17 protein-coding genes are annotated in these 19,921 nt (G+C 56.2%); 8 read left to right on the forward strand and 9 right to left on the reverse strand.

Annotated elements, in window-relative coordinates; genetic code table 11:
• Window positions 1-105: 105 nt before the first annotated feature.
• From purC to dapA, 3 genes are all read right to left on the reverse strand, one after another.
• Window positions 106-819: a phosphoribosylaminoimidazolesuccinocarboxamide synthase gene (purC, locus tag ACMGGQ_RS14965; RefSeq protein ID WP_008501631.1), complete on the reverse strand. Its 714-nt coding sequence runs from the start codon at window positions 817-819 to the stop codon at window positions 106-108.
• A 109-nt stretch (window positions 820-928) separates the two neighbouring features.
• On the reverse strand, window positions 929-1,963 hold the full coding sequence (gene bamC / locus ACMGGQ_RS14970) for an outer membrane protein assembly factor BamC (RefSeq protein WP_420290224.1): 1,035 nt from the start codon (window positions 1,961-1,963) through the stop codon (window positions 929-931).
• A gap of 16 nt (window positions 1,964-1,979) precedes the next feature.
• The gene (dapA, locus tag ACMGGQ_RS14975) at window positions 1,980-2,858 is read right to left on the reverse strand and encodes a 4-hydroxy-tetrahydrodipicolinate synthase (protein ID WP_008501633.1); all 879 of its coding nucleotides are present in this window, start codon (window positions 2,856-2,858) and stop codon (window positions 1,980-1,982) included.
• 145 nt (window positions 2,859-3,003) lie between these two features.
• On the opposite strand from dapA, the gene ACMGGQ_RS14980 reads away from it, so the two are divergent.
• Together ACMGGQ_RS14980 and bcp are read left to right on the forward strand one after the other, a co-directional pair.
• Window positions 3,004-3,573 (forward strand): glycine cleavage system transcriptional repressor, encoded by a 570-nt coding sequence (locus ACMGGQ_RS14980; RefSeq protein ID WP_023325845.1) that lies wholly within the window; start codon window positions 3,004-3,006, stop codon window positions 3,571-3,573.
• Window positions 3,573-4,043: a thioredoxin-dependent thiol peroxidase gene (gene bcp / locus ACMGGQ_RS14985; protein ID WP_008501635.1), complete on the forward strand. Its 471-nt coding sequence runs from the start codon at window positions 3,573-3,575 to the stop codon at window positions 4,041-4,043. Before ACMGGQ_RS14980 ends, bcp begins: the two co-directional genes overlap by 1 nt.
• Before the next feature lie 83 nt (window positions 4,044-4,126).
• Here bcp and ACMGGQ_RS14990 read toward each other — a convergent pair whose 3' ends face one another.
• Window positions 4,127-5,191: an AI-2E family transporter gene (locus ACMGGQ_RS14990; protein ID WP_045908583.1), complete on the reverse strand. Its 1,065-nt coding sequence runs from the start codon at window positions 5,189-5,191 to the stop codon at window positions 4,127-4,129.
• Window positions 5,192-5,412: 221 nt separating this feature from the next.
• Here ACMGGQ_RS14990 and bepA point away from each other — a divergent pair, with 221 nt between their 5' ends.
• Both bepA and arsC read left to right on the forward strand, forming a co-directional pair.
• Complete coding sequence (bepA, locus tag ACMGGQ_RS14995) at window positions 5,413-6,876, forward strand: beta-barrel assembly-enhancing protease (RefSeq protein WP_420290225.1); 1,464 nt, start codon at window positions 5,413-5,415, stop codon at window positions 6,874-6,876.
• Between the two features lie 18 nt (window positions 6,877-6,894).
• On the forward strand, window positions 6,895-7,251 hold the full coding sequence (arsC, locus tag ACMGGQ_RS15000) for an arsenate reductase (glutaredoxin) (protein WP_032675303.1): 357 nt from the start codon (window positions 6,895-6,897) through the stop codon (window positions 7,249-7,251).
• A gap of 84 nt (window positions 7,252-7,335) precedes the next feature.
• On the opposite strand, the gene ACMGGQ_RS15005 is transcribed toward arsC, so the two are convergent.
• From ACMGGQ_RS15005 to ACMGGQ_RS15020, 4 genes are all read right to left on the reverse strand, one after another.
• On the reverse strand, window positions 7,336-8,037 hold the full coding sequence (locus ACMGGQ_RS15005) for a DnaA inactivator Hda (RefSeq protein ID WP_213014348.1): 702 nt from the start codon (window positions 8,035-8,037) through the stop codon (window positions 7,336-7,338).
• A gap of 95 nt (window positions 8,038-8,132) precedes the next feature.
• On the reverse strand, window positions 8,133-9,422 hold the full coding sequence (gene uraA, locus ACMGGQ_RS15010; protein WP_048226187.1) for a uracil permease: 1,290 nt from the start codon (window positions 9,420-9,422) through the stop codon (window positions 8,133-8,135).
• Window positions 9,423-9,508: 86 nt separating this feature from the next.
• Window positions 9,509-10,135, reverse strand: a complete 627-nt coding sequence (gene upp, locus ACMGGQ_RS15015; protein ID WP_008501641.1) for a uracil phosphoribosyltransferase — start codon at window positions 10,133-10,135, stop codon at window positions 9,509-9,511.
• Window positions 10,136-10,350: 215 nt separating this feature from the next.
• The gene (locus tag ACMGGQ_RS15020) at window positions 10,351-11,781 is read right to left on the reverse strand and encodes a 6-phospho-beta-glucosidase (protein WP_420290226.1); all 1,431 of its coding nucleotides are present in this window, start codon (window positions 11,779-11,781) and stop codon (window positions 10,351-10,353) included.
• 266 nt (window positions 11,782-12,047) lie between these two features.
• Between ACMGGQ_RS15020 and purM the strand changes: the two genes are divergently transcribed.
• The 4 genes from purM to ppx all read left to right on the forward strand — a co-directional run bounded on the left by purM (window position 12,048) and on the right by ppx (window position 17,554).
• Window positions 12,048-13,085: a phosphoribosylformylglycinamidine cyclo-ligase gene (gene purM / locus ACMGGQ_RS15025; protein ID WP_063622239.1), complete on the forward strand. Its 1,038-nt coding sequence runs from the start codon at window positions 12,048-12,050 to the stop codon at window positions 13,083-13,085.
• Entirely contained in the window at window positions 13,082-13,723 is a 642-nt protein-coding gene (purN, locus tag ACMGGQ_RS15030; protein ID WP_063622240.1) for a phosphoribosylglycinamide formyltransferase, read from the forward strand. The genes purM and purN overlap by 4 nt, the downstream gene beginning before the upstream one ends.
• Window positions 13,724-13,951: 228 nt before the next feature.
• Window positions 13,952-16,012: a polyphosphate kinase 1 gene (gene ppk1, locus ACMGGQ_RS15035; protein ID WP_048029611.1), complete on the forward strand. Its 2,061-nt coding sequence runs from the start codon at window positions 13,952-13,954 to the stop codon at window positions 16,010-16,012.
• 3 nt (window positions 16,013-16,015) lie between these two features.
• A complete protein-coding gene (gene ppx / locus ACMGGQ_RS15040; RefSeq protein WP_008501646.1) occupies window positions 16,016-17,554 on the forward strand; it encodes an exopolyphosphatase in 1,539 nt (512 codons plus the stop codon).
• A gap of 4 nt (window positions 17,555-17,558) precedes the next feature.
• Here the strand turns inward: ppx and ACMGGQ_RS15045 are convergent, their stop codons facing one another.
• Window positions 17,559-19,799 (reverse strand): EAL domain-containing protein, encoded by a 2,241-nt coding sequence (locus tag ACMGGQ_RS15045; RefSeq protein ID WP_420290227.1) that lies wholly within the window; start codon window positions 19,797-19,799, stop codon window positions 17,559-17,561.
• Between the last annotated feature and the right edge of the window lie 122 nt (window positions 19,800-19,921).

The raw sequence follows: 19,921 nt of genomic DNA on the forward strand, positions 1-19,921 counted from the left end.
TTCCATTTATAATAGCTATGATCGTAGGCGGTTAACGGCAAGATTACCATAGGAAACAAAGGTAAGACGCCAAAGGATGCGAACATCCTTTGGCAAGTGAGGGAGTTAGTCGAGCTTAACGCCTAAACGGTGAGCAACCGCTTCGTAGGCTTCAATCAGGCCACCCAGGCTCTGACGGAAACGGTCTTTGTCCATTTTATCCAGGGTTTCTTTGTCCCACAGGCGGCTGCCGTCCGGAGAGAACTCATCGCCCAGCACCACTTCGCCTTTGAACAGACCAAACTCCAGCTTGAAGTCGACGAGGATCAGGCCCGCGTCATCAAACAATTTTTTCAGCACGTCGTTGGCTTTGTAGGTCAGCTCTTTCATGCGCGCCAGGTTCTCTTTGTTCACCCAGCCGAAGGTTTCGCAGTAGGAATCATTGACCATCGGGTCGTGCATGGCGTCGTTTTTCAGGAACAGATCGAACAGCGGTGGATTCAGTTCGATACCTTCTTCAATGCCCAGACGCTTCACCAGGGAGCCCGCCGCACGGTTACGAATAACGCACTCAACCGGAACCATATCCAGTTTTTTCACCAGACATTCCGTATCGGACAGCAACGCTTCCATCTGAGTCGGGATACCCGCTTCGGCCAGTTTGGTCATAATGAAATGGTTGAACTTGTTGTTCACCATCCCTTTGCGATCGAACTGCTCAATGCGTGCGCCATCCCCTGCTGACGTATCATTGCGGAACTCGAGCACCAACAGATCCGGGTTTTCCGTGCTGTATACGGTCTTCGCTTTGCCACGATACAACTCAGCTTGCTTCTGCATCTTCATTACTCCTGGTGTGATGATATGTGTTCAAAACTGGGGATATTATGCCACGCACACGTTTGCGTAGCACGAAAATAAAAAGGGCTGGATTCACCAGCCCTCGTATTTATTTGCTGAATGCTGCCTGGAAGACAGCGACCAGCGCATCGTTCTGCGACTGGGTCAGCGTGTGACCTTTCGGATCGATAAACTGCAGGCTACTGCGGTTATCAAGGTCACCGACCTGAATTTTGTAGTCACCGGAGGCAAGCTGAGGATCTTTCGCACCCAGTTCCTGCCACGCGCTGTCGGAGAGCGGCTTATAGGTTGCCGTTATGCTGCCGGTTGAGCGGGTGCTGTCAGTGACTTTCATGCCCACTTTTTCCAGCGTCGCTGGCAGACGCTGCCAGGTCTGGTTAAACGGCGCGCGCACCACCAGCATTGGCAGGCCGGTATCATCCGCGCCGCTCTGGACATCGTAGGTTACACCGTTGCGGCTCTGCGCGGCGTTGGCGGCATCGGTCGCGGTTTTATCCAGACCTGCGGCAATCACGTTCAGCATTTCGGTGCTGTAACGCTGCAGGGACGAGGCATCCGCAACCGGTTTACCCGCCTGCTCCAGGTTCAACAGCTTAACGTTGACCGCCTGCTGGTAACCCTGTGGTTTTACGGAGACTTGATAGCGACCGCGGTACTGCTGATCTTCATCCAGACGGTTCCATTCGATCCAGTCGGTGGTTAACGTCTGGCTGGCGTCATCGCGTTTATCGATGGTGTAGTTCTTCGACTGAATGACGCTGACAACCTGTGGCCACAGCGTGCTACCGCGCGCGCTCTCAACCATCAGAGACGCGGTATCACCGGTGAACTGGGTACGCGCTCCGTTAACCAGCGCCAGAGGCTGTGCTGGTGGACGAATATCAAGCGCTTTACCGACCAGGCCGCTGCCGTTGGTCACGGGAATATTATAATCGCCGTTCTGAATCGGCAGGATCATACCAGCCGGTGCGTGAAGTTCAGCAAGCGGGGTCGCATCCAGATAGGATTCATCACCGCTCACCTGGCGCTTGTAGCGCGAGTCTGAACTACAGGCAGCGAGCAGCATAACAAGCGAAACACTCGCAACCTTCGCCAGGCGCGACTTCTGTACTGAATAAGCCATCAAATCTCCCTAAACTCTACAGCAAACCGGCATGCTTCAGCGCTGCCCTGACGATATCACGACCATGGTCGGTAATCGGTGTCATTGGCAGACGCAGCGTGTCGGTTGCTACAAGCCCCAACTCCTTACATGCCCATTTCACTGGGATCGGATTGGGTTCGACAAATAATTTATTGTGCAGCGGCATCAGACGCTGATTGATGACACGCGCTTCATCAAAGTGACCGGCCGCGGCCAGTTTGCACATTTCAGCCATGTCGCGCGCCGCAACGTTTGCCGTTACGGAGATCACGCCATGACCACCGAGCTGCATAAAGTCCAGCGCGGTCGCATCATCACCGCTCAACAGGATAAAGTCGTCTGAAACCAGCTCTTTGATCTGATGAACGCGGCTTAAGTTCCCTGTCGCCTCTTTAATACCGATAATATTTTTTACTTCCGAGAGACGGCCAACGGTTTCCGGCAGCATATCGCAACCGGTACGGGACGGCACATTATACAGAATTTGTGGCAAGTCAGTATGTTCAGCGATGGCTTTGAAGTGCTGGAACAAACCTTCCTGAGTGGGACGGTTGTAGTAAGGGGTCACCGTCAGACAGCCGACAATGCCGCTGTCGTTAAAACGTTTAGTCAGGCTGATCGCTTCTGCGGTGGCATTCGCGCCTGTGCCCGCGATGACCGGAATACGTCCGTCAGCCAGTTCCAGGGTCAGCATAACCACATCGCCGTGCTCGTCGTGGCTCAGCGTTGCAGATTCACCGGTAGTCCCTACCGAAACGATCGCCGAGGTTCCATTGGCGACATGGTAATCAATCAGCTTCTTCATGCTAGACCGGCAGACGTTACCTTTTTCATCCATCGGTGTTACAAGCGCGACAATACTTCCCGTGAACATGAGCCATCCTCTGTGCGAACAAGAGTCTCAATGGTACGTTTGGAACTGTAATAAAAGCAAGCGACCTGAGGCCCTCAGGCGGTTGTATGCATGTTTTTTTTATGCTTTCCTTAGGAAGACTTAACCATGCAAAGGAAGAACAGGTTTGACAACCTCATCACAACATTACCTGGTTATCACTGCGCTGGGTGCCGACAGGCCGGGTATCGTGAACACCATCACCCGCCACGTAAGCAGCTGCGGCTGTAATATCGAAGACAGCCGTCTGGCCATGCTCGGCGAAGAGTTCACATTCATTATGTTGCTTTCCGGGACATGGAACGCCATCACGTTGATTGAATCGACTCTGCCGCTGAAAGGCGCCGAGCTGGACTTGCTGATCGTCATGAAGCGCACCACCGCGCGACCGCGTCCGGCTATGCCTTCTACCGTCTGGGTGCAGGTTGAAGTGCCTGATTCTCCGCATCTGATTGAGCGCTTCACCGCGCTGTTTGACAGCCATCAGATGAACATCGCCGAGCTCGTTTCCCGCACACAGCCGGGGGACGCAAGCACGGTTCCCACGCTCTTTATTCAAATTACCGCGCACAGTCCTGCATCACAGGATGCGTCAAATATCGAGCAAGCGTTCAAAGCCCTCTGTACAGAATTAAACGCGCAGGGCAGTATAAGCGTCGTCAATTATTCGCAGCACGAACAGGATGGAGTTGAGTAATGAATCCACTGAAAGCCGGTGACATCGCACCGAAATTTAGCTTACCGGATCAAGACGGCGAGCAAGTAAATTTGACCGACTTCCAGGGACAGCGTGTTCTGGTCTATTTCTACCCGAAAGCCATGACCCCCGGCTGCACCGTACAGGCCTGCGGCTTACGCGACAACATGGATGAGTTGAAGAAAGTCGGCGTGGAAGTGCTGGGTATCAGCACCGATAAACCAGAAAAGCTGTCACGATTTGCTGAAAAAGAGCTGCTGAACTTCACGCTGCTTTCTGATGAAGATCATCAGGTTTGCGAGCAGTTCGGCGTCTGGGGCGAGAAGACGTTTATGGGTAAAACCTACGACGGCATTCACCGCATCAGCTTCCTGATTGACGCTGACGGTAAAGTTGAACACGTGTTTGACGACTTCAAAACCAGCAACCACCACGACGTGGTGTTGAACTGGCTGAAAGAAAGTGCCTGAAAGTGAGTGTCGGGTGGCGGCTTCGCCTTACCCGACCTACAAGGATAAGTCGGCCGGGTAAGCGCAGCGCCACCCGGCAAAACTTACTGCTCTTCTACCGCCGGCACATCCGGCCACGCGTGGACGACCGCTTTAATCAGCGTTGCCAGCGGAATGGCGAAGAACACGCCCCAGAATCCCCACAGCCCGCCGAAAATCACCACCGATAAGATAATCACCAGCGGATGCAGGTTTACCGCTTCGGAGAACAGCACCGGTACCAGCAGGTTACCGTCCAGCCCCTGAATAATCAGGTACACCGCGAAGCAGCTCCAGAACTCGGTCCCCAGCCCAAACTGGAACAACGCCACGCCAACCACCGGAATGGTCACCACAAACGCGCCGATATACGGGATCAGGACCGATAACCCCACCAGCACCGCCAGCAGCAGCGAGTAGTTCAGGCCGAAAATCAGGAAGCCAATCCAGGTGGCGACCCCCACGACAATCATCTCCAGCACCTTGCCGCGAATGTAGTTGGTGATCTGCTGGTTCATCTCTTCCCAGACCTGCCCCGCCAGCCCGCGGTTGCGCGGCAGAATACGGCGCACGGCGTTAAGCATCTGGTCTTTATCTTTCACCAGGAAGAAGACCATCAGCGGCACCAGCACAAGGTAGACCGCCAGCGTCAGCAGTCCGACCAGGGACGCCAGCGAGTACTTCACCACCGAATCGCCCATCGTCATGATGCGGGCGCGCATGTTTTCGGCCATCGCGTCGATAATCCCGGCATCCATCAGCGCAGGATAACGACGCGGCAGCGTGGCGGCGAAATCAGACAGCTTGTTCAGCATGCCGGGCATATCGCGGATCAGGTTGATTCCCTGTTGCCAGGCAACCGGCATCACCACAAAGGCCATCAGCAGCAGGATGCCAACAAACAGCACCAGCACGATGCTGGTCGCCCAGCGGCGGGAACAGCCGATATGTTCCAGGCGCGCCGTGGGCCACTCCAGCAGGTACGCCAGCACAATCGCCACCAGCAGAGGGGCGAGCAGACCGCTAAAGAAGAACAGGATACCGAACCCGGCAACCAGAATAACCAACAAAGCAATGGCTTCCGGGTCGCTGAAGCGACGCCGGTACCACTGCATTAACATTTCGAGCATACAACCCTTCCCTGAATCGAATGGCGGGAGTGAGACGGTGAATTGTATCTAACTGTCACAAAAAAGACTTTCGCTTTTTGTATCCCGATCGCAATCCGCAAAAGCCTGATGAATGGGATTTTCTTCATGCTACAACACGGCTACACTCGCAGGGCAGCAGAGATGAACGATATGCCGGTTCATCGGTCAAATTAGCACATCCAACATACAGGACAGTGGTTATGTTCAGGCAATTGAGAAAAACACTGGTTGCAACACTGATTGCCGCGGTGACGGTCGGTCAGGTGTTGCCCGCTTTTGCTGACTCGTCCGATACATTGCCGGACATGGGCACCACAGCAGGAAGCACGCTCTCTATTGGGCAAGAGATGCAAATGGGGGATTACTATGTTCGCCAGCTGCGCGGCAGCGCCCCGCTGATTAACGACCCTTTGCTGGTACAGTACATAAACGGATTGGGAATGCGTCTGGTGGCGCACGCCGATTCGGTTAGAACCCCCTTCCATTTCTATTTAATTAATAACGACGAAATCAACGCCTTCGCCTTCTTTGGCGGTAACGTGGTGCTGCATTCGGCGTTATTCCGTTACTCAGACAACGAAAGCCAGCTGGCCTCGGTGATGGCGCACGAAATTTCGCACGTCACGCAGCGTCACCTGGCGCGTGCGATGGAAGACCAGAAACGTAACGCTCCCCTTACCTGGGTAGGCGCACTGGGATCGATTCTGCTGGCGATGGCCAGCCCGCAGGCCGGGATGGCAGCGCTGACCGGTACGCTGGCAGGAACGCGCCAGGGGATGATCAGCTTTACCCAGCAGAACGAGCAGGAAGCAGACCGCATCGGCATCCAGGTGTTACAGCGTTCAGGCTTTGACCCGCAGGCCATGCCGAGCTTCCTCGAAAAACTGCTCGATCAAGCGCGTTATTCTTCCCGTCCACCGGAAATTTTGCTCACGCACCCGCTGCCTGAGAGCCGTCTGTCGGACGCGCGTAACCGTGCCAACCAGATGCGCCCGGTCGTGGTCCAGTCTTCGCAGGATTTCTACATGGCGAAAGTGAGAACGCTGGGGATGTACAATTCCGGGCGGAACCAGCTCACCAGCGACCTGCTGGATACCCTGGCGAAAGGCAACGTGCGCGAGAAGAACGCCGCGCAATATGGTCAGGCGCTCCAGGCGATGGAAGCCAGCAAATACGACGATGCGCGTAAGGCGCTGCAGCCGCTTCTGGCTGCCGACCCGAACAACCCGTGGTACCTCGATCTGTCGACGGATATCGATCTGGGGCAGAAGAAGCCTGCCGATGCGATTAACCGACTGAAAGGGGCGAAAGACGTCCGTACCAACCCGGTGCTGCAGCTTAACCTGGCGAACGCTTACTTGCAGGGCGGCCAGCCGGGTGAAGCAGCGACCATCCTGAACCGCTACACCTTTAATAATAAAGACGATCAAAACGGCTGGGATCTGCTCGCTCAGGCGGAAGCCCAGCTCGGCAACCGCGATCAGGAGCTGGCGGCACGCGCCGAAGGCTTTGCCCTGGTGGGGCGCCTCGATCAGGCCATTTCCGCACTCAGTAGCGCCAGCTCGCAGGTCAAACTCGGCAGCCTCCAGCAGGCCCGATACGACGCGCGTATCGATCAGCTTCGCGGCCTGCAGCAGCGCTTCAAGCCGTACGAGAAGATGTAATCAAGGAGAATTCACGTCATGACAGACGCCGTAAAAATTTACCACAACCCGCGCTGCTCCAAGAGCCGCGATACCCTGAGCCTGCTGAAGTCTAACGGCGTGGAGCCGGAGGTGGTGCTGTACCTCGACACCCCACCGGACGCGCAGACCCTCCGCCAGCTGCTGCATATGCTGGGCATGGGCAGTGCGCGGGATCTGATGCGCAAGAAAGAAGATCTGTATACGTCGCTTAACCTGGATGACAGCCGTCTCTCCGAGGCCCAGCTGATACAGGCGATGGTTGAAAATCCAAAGCTGATTGAGCGCCCGATTGTCGTGGCGAACGGCCAGGCGCGCATTGGACGCCCGCCGGAAGACGTGCTCGAGATCCTCTGATGGTTTCGCCCGGTGGCGCTGCGCTTAGCGGGCCTACGGGTGCCATATGTAGGCCGGGTAAGGCGCAGCCGCCACCCGGCACAACTATAGCTTCAGAATATCTTTCACAAACGGAATGGTCAGCTTGCGCTGGGCGGTAATGGAGGCGCGATCGAGCTGATCCAGCGTGTCAAACAGCGTACGCATTTCACGATCCAGCCGCTTCAGCAGGAAACGGCCCACGTCTTCCGGCAGCTCAAAGCCGCGCTGCTTTGCGCGCAGCTGTAGCGCCTGAAGCTTATCTTCGTCCGACAGCGGCTGAAGCTTATAGATTTGGCCCCAGTCCAGGCGAGACGCCAGATCCGGCAGTCCCAGATTCAGCTGGCGAGGCGGACGATCGCCGGTGATCAGCAGCCGGGTTTTGCCCGATTCCAGAATGCGGTTGTAGAGGTTAAAGATCGCCATTTCCCACGGCTCATCCCCCGCCACGCATTCGATGTTATCGATGCAGACCAGGGAGAGATGTTCCATCCCCTCCAGCACGTCAGGGACAAACCAGGTTCGTTTATCCAGCGGCACATAGCCTACCGCATCACCGCGCGCAGAGAGCTCCGCGCAGGCGGCATGCAGCAGGTGGCTGCGCCCCGCGCCTTCGCGTGACCAGATATAGATGTATCCGCTGTGTTCCTGACGCAGCACGTTTTGCAGTGCAGCCAGTAAAGAGGGGTTATCACCCGGCCAGAAACTCGCAAACGTTTCGTCGTCAGGGAGATAGAGTGGCAGAGAGAGCTGTGCCGGTCCGTTCAGAAGTACCTCAACCAGATCTGACATAAAATCGGCATGGAGTTTAACACGGAACCTGCAAGGAGAGAACCGGGCGGATCGTCCGCCCGGTTATAGGATCACTGTGACGCTTTTTCGTTTTCGTCAGCGTCCAGCACCACCTCTTCCGGACGGATCACGGAGATCAGCTTGAAAATCAGGCTCAGGCCCACGCCGACGATGGTTGCCAGCGCCATGCCTTTCAGCTCGGCCGCGCCGATGTGCACCTTCGCGCCGCTCACGCCGATAATCAGGATCACCGACGTCAGGATCAGGTTCTGCGCCTTGCTGTAATCCACTTTAGATTCAATCAGCACGCGAATACCGGAGGCACCAATTACCCCGTACAGCAGCAGAGACACGCCGCCCATCACCGGAACCGGGATGATCTGAATCGCTGCCGCCAGCTTGCCGACGCAGGAGAGCAGAATGGCGATGATCGCCGCGCCGCCGATAACCCAGGTGCTGTAAACGCGGGTAATCGCCATCACGCCGATGTTTTCACCGTAGGTGGTGTTTGGCGTAGACCCAAAGAAACCGGAGATGATGGTGGAGAAACCGTTCGCAAACATGGAGCGGTGCAGGCCCGGATCGCGGATTAAATCGCGCTTAACGATGTTCGCCGTTACCACCAGGTGGCCGACGTGCTCCGCAATCACCACCAGCGCCGCAGGCAGAATGGTGAAGATCGCAAACCATTCGAAACGCGGCGTGTAGAAGGTTGGCAGCGCGAACCAGTGCGCCTCGGCAATCGGGGTAGTATCCACCACGCCCATCACGAAGGAGAGCGCGTAGCCCGCCAGCACGCCGATCAGGATCGGGATAATCGCCATAAAGCCGCGGAACAGTACGGAACCAAAGACCGTTACGCCCAGCGTTACCAGCGAGATGATAATGGTTTTGGAATCCGGTGACTGGCCGTCAGCAGGCAGCAGACCGGCCATATTCGCCGCCACGCCCGCCAGTTCGAGACCGATGACGGCCACGATGGCGCCCATCGCCGCTGGTGGGAACATCACGTCCAGCCAGCCGGTACCGGCTTTCTTCACGATGAAGGAGACCAGGCAGAACAGCACGCCACACATGATAAAGCCGCCCAGCGCGACCTCATAACCCAGCGGCAGCAACAATAACACCGGAGAGATAAAGGCAAAGCTCGACCCGAGATACGCCGGGATTTTGCCTTTACAGATGAAGAGGTACAGCAGCGTACCGATGCCGTTGAACAGCAGCACGGTAGCCGGGTTAATATGGAACAGGATTGGCACCAGCACGGTTGCGCCAAACATGGCGAACAGGTGCTGCAAACTAAGCGGGATAGTCTGTAAAAGCGGCGGTCTTTCACTCACCCCGATAGCACGGCGCGTCATAGTGTTTTCCTCTGAGTAGTATCGTTGTTGGTGTTTTATTCAAAAAAAAGCCGACTATCAAAGTCGGCTTATTTATCGTTATTCGATTATTTCGTACCAAAGATCTTATCGCCGGCATCGCCGAGCCCCGGGATGATGTACCCGTGCTCGTTCAGGCCCTGGTCGATAGAGGCGGTATACAGCTCAACGTCCGGGTGCGCTTTTTCCAGCGCCGCGATCCCTTCCGGTGCCGCAACCAGCACCAGCACTTTAATGCTGCTGCAGCCCGCTTTTTTCAGCAGGTCGATAGTGGCAATCATTGAACCGCCGGTTGCCAGCATCGGGTCAACCACCAGCGCCATACGCTCGTCGATGTTGGACACCAGCTTCTGGAAATAAGGAACTGGCTCGAGGGTTTCTTCGTTACGGTAGATCCCCACCACGCTGATGCGCGCGCTTGGCACGTGCTCCAGCACGCCTTCCATCATGCCGAGACCGGCACGCAGGATAGGCACGACGGTAATTTTCTTACCTTTGATCTGCTCAACCTGTACCGGACCGTTCCAGCCTTCGATGGTGACTTTTTCCGTTTCCAGATCAGAGGTCGCTTCGTAGGTCAGCAGGCTGCCGACTTCAGAGGCCAGTTCGCGAAAACGCTTCGTGCTGATGTCATGCTCACGCATCAGGCCCAACTTGTGTTTAACGAGTGGGTGTTTCACTTCCACAATCTTCATTCTCTTTCTCCTCTGAATGGCATCCGCAAAAAAATCGCGGGATTATACCGCTTTTTTCGGATTAGGCCATACCCATGTTGCTTGATGTACATCAATCAAAAACAAAAAAGCCAGAGGCTGGGCTCCGGCTTGGGTGCGGGGTTCTGCCGGGTGGCGCTAACGCTTACCCGGCCTACACATCCCGTAGGCCCGGTAAGCGCAGCGCCACCGGGCAATTATAGCTGCTCCCCGTTGCTCGCGATCACCTGCTTATACCAGTCGAACGACTTCTTCTTGCTGCGGTTCAACGTGCCGTTTCCTTCATTGTCTTTATCGACAAAGATAAAGCCGTAGCGTTTTTTCATTTCACCGGTACCGGCAGACACCAGGTCGATACAGCCCCACGGGGTATAGCCCATCAGGTCTACGCCATCTTCCACCACCGCTTTTTTCATCTCGCGGATGTGGGCGGCCAGGTAGTCAATGCGGTACTGGTCGTTCACCGTGCCGTCGCTCTCCTGCACGTCGATTGCGCCAAAGCCGTTCTCAACGATAAACAGCGGCAGCTGGTAGTGATCCCAGAACCAGTTGAGGGAGTAGCGCAGCCCCACCGGGTCAATCTGCCAGCCCCAGTCGGATTTCTGCACGTACGGGTTGGAGACCAGGCTCTTGCTTTCGTCATAGTCCAGCTGCGGGTTGTCCGCCGTCGCCTTGGTGGCGAAGGACATATAATAGCTAAACCCGATGTAATCCACGCAGCCCTGTGTCAGCGCGGCTTTATCTTCTTCGGTGATATCCAGCGTGAAGCCGCGACGTTCGAAGTAGTTGAGCAGATGCTGCGGGTACTTGCCGCGCACGTGCACTTCGGTGAACCAGTAGCGGCGGTGCATGGCGTTCATCGCCATCATCATGTCGTCCGGCGCGCAGGTCAGCGGGTAGATTGGGCACATGGCAATCATGCAGCCGATCTGCAGGGACGGGTTAATCTCGCGCCCCGCCTTCACCGCTAGCGCGCTGGCCACCAGCTCATAGTGTGCGGCCTGGAACATCACCGGCTCACGGTCTTCGCCCGGCGCGTACTTCAGCCCGGAGTTGGTGAACGGCGCAAAGTCTTCATGGAAGTTGGCCTGGTTGTTGATCTCGTTAAAGGTCATCCAGTACTTCACTTTATGCTGATAGCGCTGGAAAACCACTTTTGCAAAACGAACGAAAAAGTCGATCAGCTTACGGTTGCGCCAGCCGCCGTATTCGGTGACCAGGTGGAAAGGCATCTCGAAGTGAGAGAGGGTAATAACCGGTTCGATGCCGTACTTCAGGCACTCGTCGAACAGGTCGTCATAGAATTTCAGGCCAGCCTCGTTCGGCTCAAGCTCGTCCCCTCTCGGGAAAATGCGCGTCCAGGCGATAGAGGTACGAAAGCATTTGAACCCCATCTCGGCAAAGAGTTTGATGTCTTCTTTATAGCGGTGGTAGAAATCGATGGCGTCATGGTTAGGGTAATTTTTCCCCGGCAGCACGCCGTTGGTGATTTCACGCGGCACGCCGTGCGCGCCTGCAGTCATGACGTCGGCTACGCTTACGCCTTTACCCCCTTCTTTCCAGCCACCTTCCAGCTGGTGCGCCGCAACCGCACCGCCCCACAGAAAATCTGCTTTAAATCCTGACATTCGCTTTCCCTCATTCTGCGTTATTTTCTGCAAAAACAATTACAGAAACCGGTTTCAGTTGAATGATGTGCAAAGCCGTTTCGGGTTGCAAGGAGAATACCGAAACCGGTTTCATTTTCGTGAACAGACGCAAGTTTGGGCGCACTGGCAGGCTGCACGTAAAAAAAGATCCTCTCGCCGAGAATAGGCTCGCAAACGTTTGCCTGGACTGTTAGAATTGCGCCGATTTTTCTTACTAGCTATGCAATCGCGTGGGGATTTAAGCCGTGACCAACAAAACTTCTCTCAGCTACAAAGATGCCGGTGTTGATATTGACGCAGGTAATGCGCTGGTTGACCGAATCAAAGGTGTGGTGAAAAAAACCCGCCGCCCGGAAGTGATGGGTGGTCTGGGTGGATTCGGCGCACTGTGCGCGCTGCCGCAAAAATATCGTGAACCTGTTCTGGTCTCGGGAACTGACGGTGTAGGCACCAAACTGCGCCTGGCGATGGATTTAAAACGTCACGACACGATCGGTATCGATCTGGTCGCGATGTGCGTGAATGACCTGGTGGTTCAGGGCGCAGAGCCGCTGTTCTTCCTCGATTACTACGCGACCGGCAAACTGGACGTGGATACCGCTGCAAGCGTCATTAATGGTATCGCCGAAGGGTGCCTGCAGTCTGGCTGTGCGCTGGTCGGCGGTGAAACCGCGGAAATGCCGGGCATGTATCACGGCGAAGATTATGACGTCGCAGGCTTCTGCGTCGGCGTAGTAGAAAAATCAGAAATTATTGACGGCAGCAAAGTGGCGGATGGCGATGTGCTGATCGCGCTGGCCTCCAGTGGCCCGCACTCCAACGGCTACTCCCTGGTGCGTAAAATCCTCGAGGTGAGCGGTTGCGACCCAGAGACGACCGAGCTTGAAGGGAAACCGCTGGCTGACCATCTGCTGGCCCCAACCCGCATCTACGTGAAGAACGTGCTGGAACTGATCGAGAACGTCGACGTGCACGCCATTGCCCACCTGACCGGTGGTGGCTTCTGGGAAAACATCCCGCGCGTGCTGCCGGACAACACCCAGGCGGTGATCGACGAGTCCTCATGGCAGTGGCCAGCGGTCTTTAACTGGCTGCAGACCGCAGGCAACGTGAGCTCTCACGAAATGTACCGCACCTTTAACTGCGGCGTGGGCATGGTTATCGCCCTGCCGGCAAGCGAAGCGGATAAAGCGGTCAAGCTGCTGACCGAAAAAGGTGAAAACGCGTGGAAAATCGGTACGATTAAAGCCTCCGATTCCGAACAGCGTGTGGTCATTGAATGAAAAACATCGTGGTGCTCATTTCCGGCAACGGAAGTAATTTGCAGGCCATCATAGACGCCTGCAAGCAGAAGAAAATCAACGGCACCATTCGGGCAGTATTCAGCAACAAGGCCGACGCGTTCGGCCTTGAGCGCGCGCGGGAAGCGAACATACCCGCGCACGCGCTGGAAGCCAGCCAGTTCGCCGGGCGTGAAGCCTTTGACCGCGAGCTGGTTCAGGAGATTGATGCCTACGCGCCGGACGTCGTGGTGCTGGCGGGCTATATGCGCATTCTGAGCCCGGCCTTTGTCGCGCACTACGCCGGACGTTTGCTGAATATTCACCCTTCTCTTCTGCCGAAATATCCCGGCCTGCACACCCATCGTCAGGTTCTGGAAAACGGCGATGAGGAGCACGGCACCTCCGTGCATTTCGTGACCGACGAGCTGGATGGCGGTCCGGTGATCCTGCAGGCCAAAGTCCCGGTCTTTGAAGGCGACAGCGAAGAAGACGTGACCGAACGCGTGCAGACCCAGGAGCATGCCATTTACCCACTGGTGGTAAGCTGGTTTGTCGACGGGCGTCTTGAAATGCGCGACGGCGTAGCCTGGCTGGATGGCGTGAAGTTACCCCCGCAGGGTCATGCTGCCGAAGAGTAGTCTGTTTGAATTGCCCGGCGGCGCTTCGCTTGCACGGGCCTACGGTCTCGTAGGTCGTGGGAAGCGAAGCGCCACCCGCCCCCTCTCCCCCAACCCTCTAAATTCCCCAACAAAAAAAATAACTGTCATACTTTTCTGGCACTGTTGGACATATCGTGGAAATGCTCGCCATAATAAGGACGAGACGGATTTACCACGTCCTGTGATTGAACTGGAGTGTGAGCTGTAATGGGTCAGGAAAAGTTATATATCGAGAAAGAGCTAAGCTGGTTAGCATTTAACGAACGTGTACTCCAGGAAGCGGCTGACAAAAGTAACCCGCTGATCGAACGCATGCGTTTTTTGGGCATCTATTCCAACAACCTGGATGAGTTCTACAAGGTTCGCTTTGCCGAGCTAAAGAGACGCATCATCATCAGCGAAGAACAGGGCCTAAACTCGCACTCGCGGCACCTGCTGGGCAAAATCCAGTCCCGCGTGTTGAAAGCCGATCAGGAATTTGACGGCCTGTATAACGAACTGCTGCTGGAGATGGCGCGTAATCAAATCTTCCTGATTAACGAACGTCAGCTTTCCGTTAACCAACAAAACTGGCTGCGCCACTATTTTAAACAGTACCTGCGCCAGCACATTACCCCGATTCTCATCAACCGCGAAACCGATCTGGTGCAGTTCCTGAAAGATGACTACACCTATCTGGCTGTGGAAATTATCCGCGGTGAATCTATCCGTTACGCGCTGCTGGAGATCCCGTCCGACAAAGTGCCGCGCTTTGTGAACCTGCCGCCGGAAACCCCGCGCAGACGCAAGCCGATGATCCTGCTCGATAATATCCTGCGCTACTGTCTGGACGACATCTTCAAAGGCTTCTTCGATTACGATGCGTTAAACGCCTACTCGATGAAGATGACCCGTGACGCCGAATATGACCTGGTGCACGAGATGGAAGCCAGCCTGATGGAGCTGATGTCCTCCAGCCTGAAACAGCGCCTGACGGCCGAGCCGGTGCGCTTTGTTTATCAGCGCGATATGCCGGACGCCATGGTGGAGATGCTGCGCGAGAAGCTGACCATTTCGCGCTATGACTCCATCGTGCCGGGTGGCCGTTACCACAACTTTAAAGACTTTATCGGTTTCCCGAACGTCGGCAAAGCCAATCTGGTGAACAAGCCGCTGCCGCGCCTGCGCCATCTCTGGTTCGATAAATTCCGCAACGGTTTTGACGCCATCCGCGAACGCGATGTCCTGCTCTACTATCCGTATCACACCTTTGAACACGTGCTGGAACTGCTGCGTCAGGCCTCGTTCGACCCGAGCGTGCTGGCGATCAAAATTAACATCTACCGCGTGGCAAAAGATTCCCGCATCATCGATGCGATGATCCACGCGGCGCACAACGCCAAAAAAGTGACCGTGGTGGTGGAGCTGCAGGCGCGCTTCGACGAAGAGGCGAACATTCACTGGGCGCGTCGTCTGACGGAAGCCGGTGTACACGTCATCTTCTCCGCGCCGGGGCTGAAAATTCACGCCAAGCTGTTCCTGATCTCCCGTAAAGAGGGCGACGAGGTGGTGCGCTACGCCCACATCGGTACCGGGAACTTTAACGAGAAAACGGCGCGAATCTATACCGACTACTCGCTGCTGACCGCCGATGCCCGCATCACCAACGAGGTGCGCCGGGTCTTTAACTTTATTGAGAACCCGTACCGTCCGGTAAGCTTCGACTATCTGCTGGTCTCGCCGCAGAACTCGCGCCGTCTGTTGTACGATATGATCGATAAAGAGATCGCCAATGCCCAGAAAGGGCTGTCGTCCGGCATCACGCTGAAGCTCAACAACCTGGTGGACAAAGGGCTGGTAGACAGGCTGTACGCCGCGTCCAGCTCCGGCGTACCGGTTAACCTGCTGATCCGCGGCATGTGCTCGCTGATCCCGGAACTGGAAGGCATCAGCGACAATATTCGCGTGATCAGCATTGTTGACCGCTACCTGGAACACGATCGGGTCTATATTTTCGATAATGCGGGTGATAAACAGGTCTATCTCTCTTCGGCAGACTGGATGACGCGCAATATTGACTACCGAATTGAAGTCGCGGCACCGCTGCTGGATCCGCGCCTGAAGCAGCAGATCCTCGACATCATCGAGATTCTGTTCAGCGATACCGTGAAAGCACGCTATATCGACAAAGAACTCAGTAACCGCTATGTACCGCGCGGCAACCGCCGCAAAGTGCGGTCGCAACTGGCGATTTACGACTATATCAAATCACTCGAGCAACCCGATTAACCTATGCCGATAAATGATAAGACCCCACGCCCGCAGGAATTCGCCGCGGTCGATCTAGGCTCTAACAGTTTCCATATGGTCATCGCCCGTGAGGTGGATGGCGCGCTGCAGATCATCGGTCGTCTGAAGCAGCGCGTGCACCTGGCGGATGGCCTTGATGAACGCAGCATGCTCAGCGAAGAGGCAATGGAGCGTGGGTTAAACTGCCTGTCGCTGTTTGCTGAACGCCTGCAGGGCTTCTCGCCCTCCAGCGTCTGCATCGTGGGCACCCACACCCTGCGCCAGGCGCTGAACGCGCCAGAGTTTCTCAAGCGGGCCGAAAAGGTGATCCCCTACCCGATTGAGATCATTTCCGGTAACGAGGAAGCGCGTCTGATTTTCATGGGCGTCGAACACACCCAGCCGGAAAAAGGGCGCAAGCTGGTGATCGACATCGGCGGCGGTTCTACGGAGCTGGTGATCGGCGAAGACTTTGAGCCTCGCCTGGTGGAAAGCCGCCGTATGGGCTGCGTCAGCTTCGCGCAGATGTATTTCCCGGGCGGCACCATCACCCGCGAGAACTTCCAGCGTGCGCGTATGGCGGCTGTCCAGAAACTGGAAAACCTGGCCTGGCAGTACCGTATTCAGGGCTGGAACGTGGCGCTGGGCGCGTCAGGCACCATCAAAGCGGCGCATGAGGTGCTGCTGGCAATGGGTGAAAAAGACGGGTTCATCACGCCCGAACGCCTGACGCTGCTGACCGACGAAGTGCTGAAGCATAAAAGTTTTGACGCCTTAAGCCTGCCGGGTCTTTCCGACGAGCGTAAGGCGGTCTTCGTGCCGGGGCTGGCCATCCTCTGCGGCGTGTTTGACGCTCTCGCCATTAAAGAGCTGCGCCTTTCCGACGGCGCGCTGCGCGAAGGCGTGCTGTACGAAATGGAAGGCCGTTTCCGCCATCAGGATATTCGCAGCCGCACCGCGCAAAGCCTGGCTAACCAGTACAACATCGACCGCGAGCAGGCGAAGCGCGTGCTGGACACCACGGTGCAGATGTACGAGCAGTGGGAAGAGCAGAATCCGAAGCTCGCGCACCCGCAGCTTGCCGCGCTGTTAAAATGGGCCGCGATGCTCCATGAGGTGGGGCTGAACATCAACCATAGCGGGATGCACCGCCATTCGGCCTATATTCTGCAAAACAGCGATCTGCCTGGCTTCAACCAGGAGCAGCAAACCATGATGGCGACTCTGGTGCGGTATCACCGCAAAGCCATCAAGCTCGACGACCTGCCGCGCTTCACGCTGTTCAAGAAAAAGCAGTTCCTGCCGCTCATTCAGCTGCTGCGTCTTGGCGTGCTGCTCAATAACCAGCGTCAGGCGACCACCACGCCTCCCACGCTGAAGCTTAAAACCGACGACCATCACTGGACGCTGAGCTTCCCGCACGACTGGTTCAGCCAGAATGCGCTGGTCCTGCTGGACCTGGAAAAAGAGCAACAGTATTGGGAAGCGGTCACCGGCTGGCTGCTCAAAATTGAAGAAGAGAGCGCTGACGTCGCCGCGTAACGGTTCAGGCGTCCGCGCAGGACGCCTCTGTTTCCAGCAGTGATTCCAGCGGCGCTGGCCTGCCAATCAGATAGCCCTGCACATAATCGATGCCTAGCGCGTGAACCGCGCTACGTATCTCCTCGGTCTCGACATACTCTGCCACCACCAGCATCTTCTTCATGCGCGCCAGATGGCAGATAGACGCCACGATCTGATAATCCAGGCTGTTGTTGACGATATTGCGGATAAAGCTGCCGTCGATCTTGAGAATGTCGGCATCCACGCTTTTCAGCCGCGCATAGCTTGCATAGCCGGTCCCGAAATCATCAATCGCAATGCGTACCCCCATTTTCTGCAACTGCTGGAGGATGTGTAGCGCCTGCTCCCCGCTGCCGAAGGTGCTGCACTCCGTCACCTCAAAAATCAGCTGCCACGGCTCAATGGCGTATTTCGTCAGCAGGCGACTCACCTCAAGCGGGAACGGCACCCGGCATACGGTTGAGGGGGCCAGATTAATGGCAAAACGCTGGCCGGGCAGGCTCTCGCGATGCGCGGCCAGGAAGCGCAGCGTATGCTCAAGCACCCACAGGTCCACCCGGGAGGACAAACCAAATTCCTGAGCGACAGGCAGGAACTGGTCGGGAGAGATCAATAGCCCGTTTGTATCCGGCATCCGCAGCAGGACTTCGTGATAGCGATCGCCACGCAGGCCGCGAACGGGTTGAACCAGCAGGGTGAATTCGTCGTTATCGAGCGCCTTTTGCAGGCGGCTCATCATCGCGACTTTATCCTTCAGGCTGCGCTGCAAATGGACGGCACCACGCTGCTGAAGATTTTCCGGATGGTTTGAGGAGAGTGACAGATCGGCCACCACCCCCAGCTCACCCAGCACCAGATAAAGATGGTTAACCGGGGACCGGACATAGCAGTAGCTTACACCCACCTGCGGCTGCAGCGGCATGCCGTCCCAGACAAAGCGGAACTGCTTGATATGCTCGTCCAGGGTTTCAATTCGCTGCTGGTGCGATTCCGCGTTTAGCCGCACCGCCATGTCATACCCGGTGAGGTGATACACCTGCTCGTTGGGCTGGAGGGTACCGTTTACCCACTGCGCCAGCTGCTGTTTGTACAAAATACGCAGCAGCACGCCGTAATTTCGGCCCAGAATTTCCAGCTCCGGAATGCGCAGCAGGCAGAGCGCCGACCACGGATTCTTCGCCAGATCGCGCGACAGCGCCCGCAGGTTAGGCATATGGACGACCGGGTCGAGCAGCGCCAGCCTGCGGGAGCGTTTATTCACGGCGCGCTGGCGAGTCGCCAGCATCGACATATAAATCACCACAAACGAGAAGACCAGGTAACTGGACGAGGTGATCGCCAGCTGAATGTCATACCCCTGGTTCAGCGGGATATAGTGATAATAGTAGTGAATTGACACCAGCAGCACCGGCGTCCAGATCAGCGATATCAGCTTATAGCCAAAACGCATCGCGCCCCAGAGCATCACCGGCATCAGCAGCGACAAGGTATAGTTTGTGGTGAATATGGAACTGTTTTCATTCATCGGGAGCAGCAGCAGCGTAAGCAGTCCGCCTAGCGCAATCGCCCACAGCACAAACTCAGCGACCGTCACCTTTTTGTCTATCTGGGCACGGATCTGCGAGAGAAGACTTTTGATATAGCGCGGATGACGAATCAGGCGGATCAGCAGATAGCTCAGCGGCACGCCCGTCAGCCCGCTGACCAGCAGCGCCTGGTAGTTGATGAGCGTACGAATGTTAAGAGGGTTCAACCCCGCAAGGCTCTGGCGGCTCTCATACACGCCCAGATACACGGCAAACTGAAACAGCACCAGAAACAGCGTCGCGGGGCAGAAGGCCTGCCAGAAGATGCGCTGCGCCATCAAGCGGATGTCGCCGTACGCCGTCATATTGCGTCTGGGCGCAAACACCCGGTAGCCGCCCCAGCTGAGCACTAAAGGGACGATAAAATGGAGCACACCGGCAACCGTTTCAAACATCCCGACCGACGGGTAATAGCGGATAAACAGGGATAATACGATCCCGGGCAGCGCTTCCAGGCCAAAAAACATCATCAGCGAAAGCAAAAATGAGAGCGGTAAATAATAGAGTGCCACAATGCCGTCACCCAGCTGCGTAAACGTATTCGCGACGCTCAGCGCGGGAAGTAAAACCACAGGTAAAATAAGCGGCAATGCCCACCAGCGGTTTGCATTGTTTTTCAGGAAAGCGAGAATAGTCATAGATGCCCGGTTAAACCCCTATCGCTCCAGAGGGAAATAAAGACAGGCATCCAACCTGACGTACGCGCCGCCCGGCAGCATGTCGGGCGAACAGTGTGGAGGAAGGATTTTAAATATCAGGG

The sequence above is a fragment of the Enterobacter sp. BNK-13 genome (assembly GCF_048685015.1).
Taxonomy (GTDB): domain Bacteria; phylum Pseudomonadota; class Gammaproteobacteria; order Enterobacterales; family Enterobacteriaceae; genus Enterobacter; species Enterobacter quasiroggenkampii.

Excerpts from the sequence above, each read along its gene's own strand:
- purC (WP_008501631.1), bottom strand. The coding sequence starts at position 819 with ATGCAGAAGCAAGCTGAGTTGTATCGTGGCAAAGCGAAGACCGTATAC.
- bamC (WP_420290224.1), bottom strand. The coding sequence starts at position 1,963 with ATGGCTTATTCAGTACAGAAGTCGCGCCTGGCGAAGGTTGCGAGTGTT.
- dapA (WP_008501633.1), bottom strand. The coding sequence starts at position 2,858 with ATGTTCACGGGAAGTATTGTCGCGCTTGTAACACCGATGGATGAAAAA.
- bcp (WP_008501635.1), top strand. The coding sequence starts at position 3,573 with ATGAATCCACTGAAAGCCGGTGACATCGCACCGAAATTTAGCTTACCG.
- ACMGGQ_RS14990 (WP_045908583.1), bottom strand. The coding sequence starts at position 5,191 with ATGCTCGAAATGTTAATGCAGTGGTACCGGCGTCGCTTCAGCGACCCG.
- bepA (WP_420290225.1), top strand. The coding sequence starts at position 5,413 with ATGTTCAGGCAATTGAGAAAAACACTGGTTGCAACACTGATTGCCGCG.
- arsC (WP_032675303.1), top strand. The coding sequence starts at position 6,895 with ATGACAGACGCCGTAAAAATTTACCACAACCCGCGCTGCTCCAAGAGC.
- uraA (WP_048226187.1), bottom strand. The coding sequence starts at position 9,422 with ATGACGCGCCGTGCTATCGGGGTGAGTGAAAGACCGCCGCTTTTACAG.
- upp (WP_008501641.1), bottom strand. The coding sequence starts at position 10,135 with ATGAAGATTGTGGAAGTGAAACACCCACTCGTTAAACACAAGTTGGGC.
- ACMGGQ_RS15020 (WP_420290226.1), bottom strand. The coding sequence starts at position 11,781 with ATGTCAGGATTTAAAGCAGATTTTCTGTGGGGCGGTGCGGTTGCGGCG.
- purN (WP_063622240.1), top strand. The coding sequence starts at position 13,082 with ATGAAAAACATCGTGGTGCTCATTTCCGGCAACGGAAGTAATTTGCAG.
- ppk1 (WP_048029611.1), top strand. The coding sequence starts at position 13,952 with ATGGGTCAGGAAAAGTTATATATCGAGAAAGAGCTAAGCTGGTTAGCA.
- ppx (WP_008501646.1), top strand. The coding sequence starts at position 16,016 with ATGCCGATAAATGATAAGACCCCACGCCCGCAGGAATTCGCCGCGGTC.
- ACMGGQ_RS15045 (WP_420290227.1), bottom strand. The coding sequence starts at position 19,799 with ATGACTATTCTCGCTTTCCTGAAAAACAATGCAAACCGCTGGTGGGCA.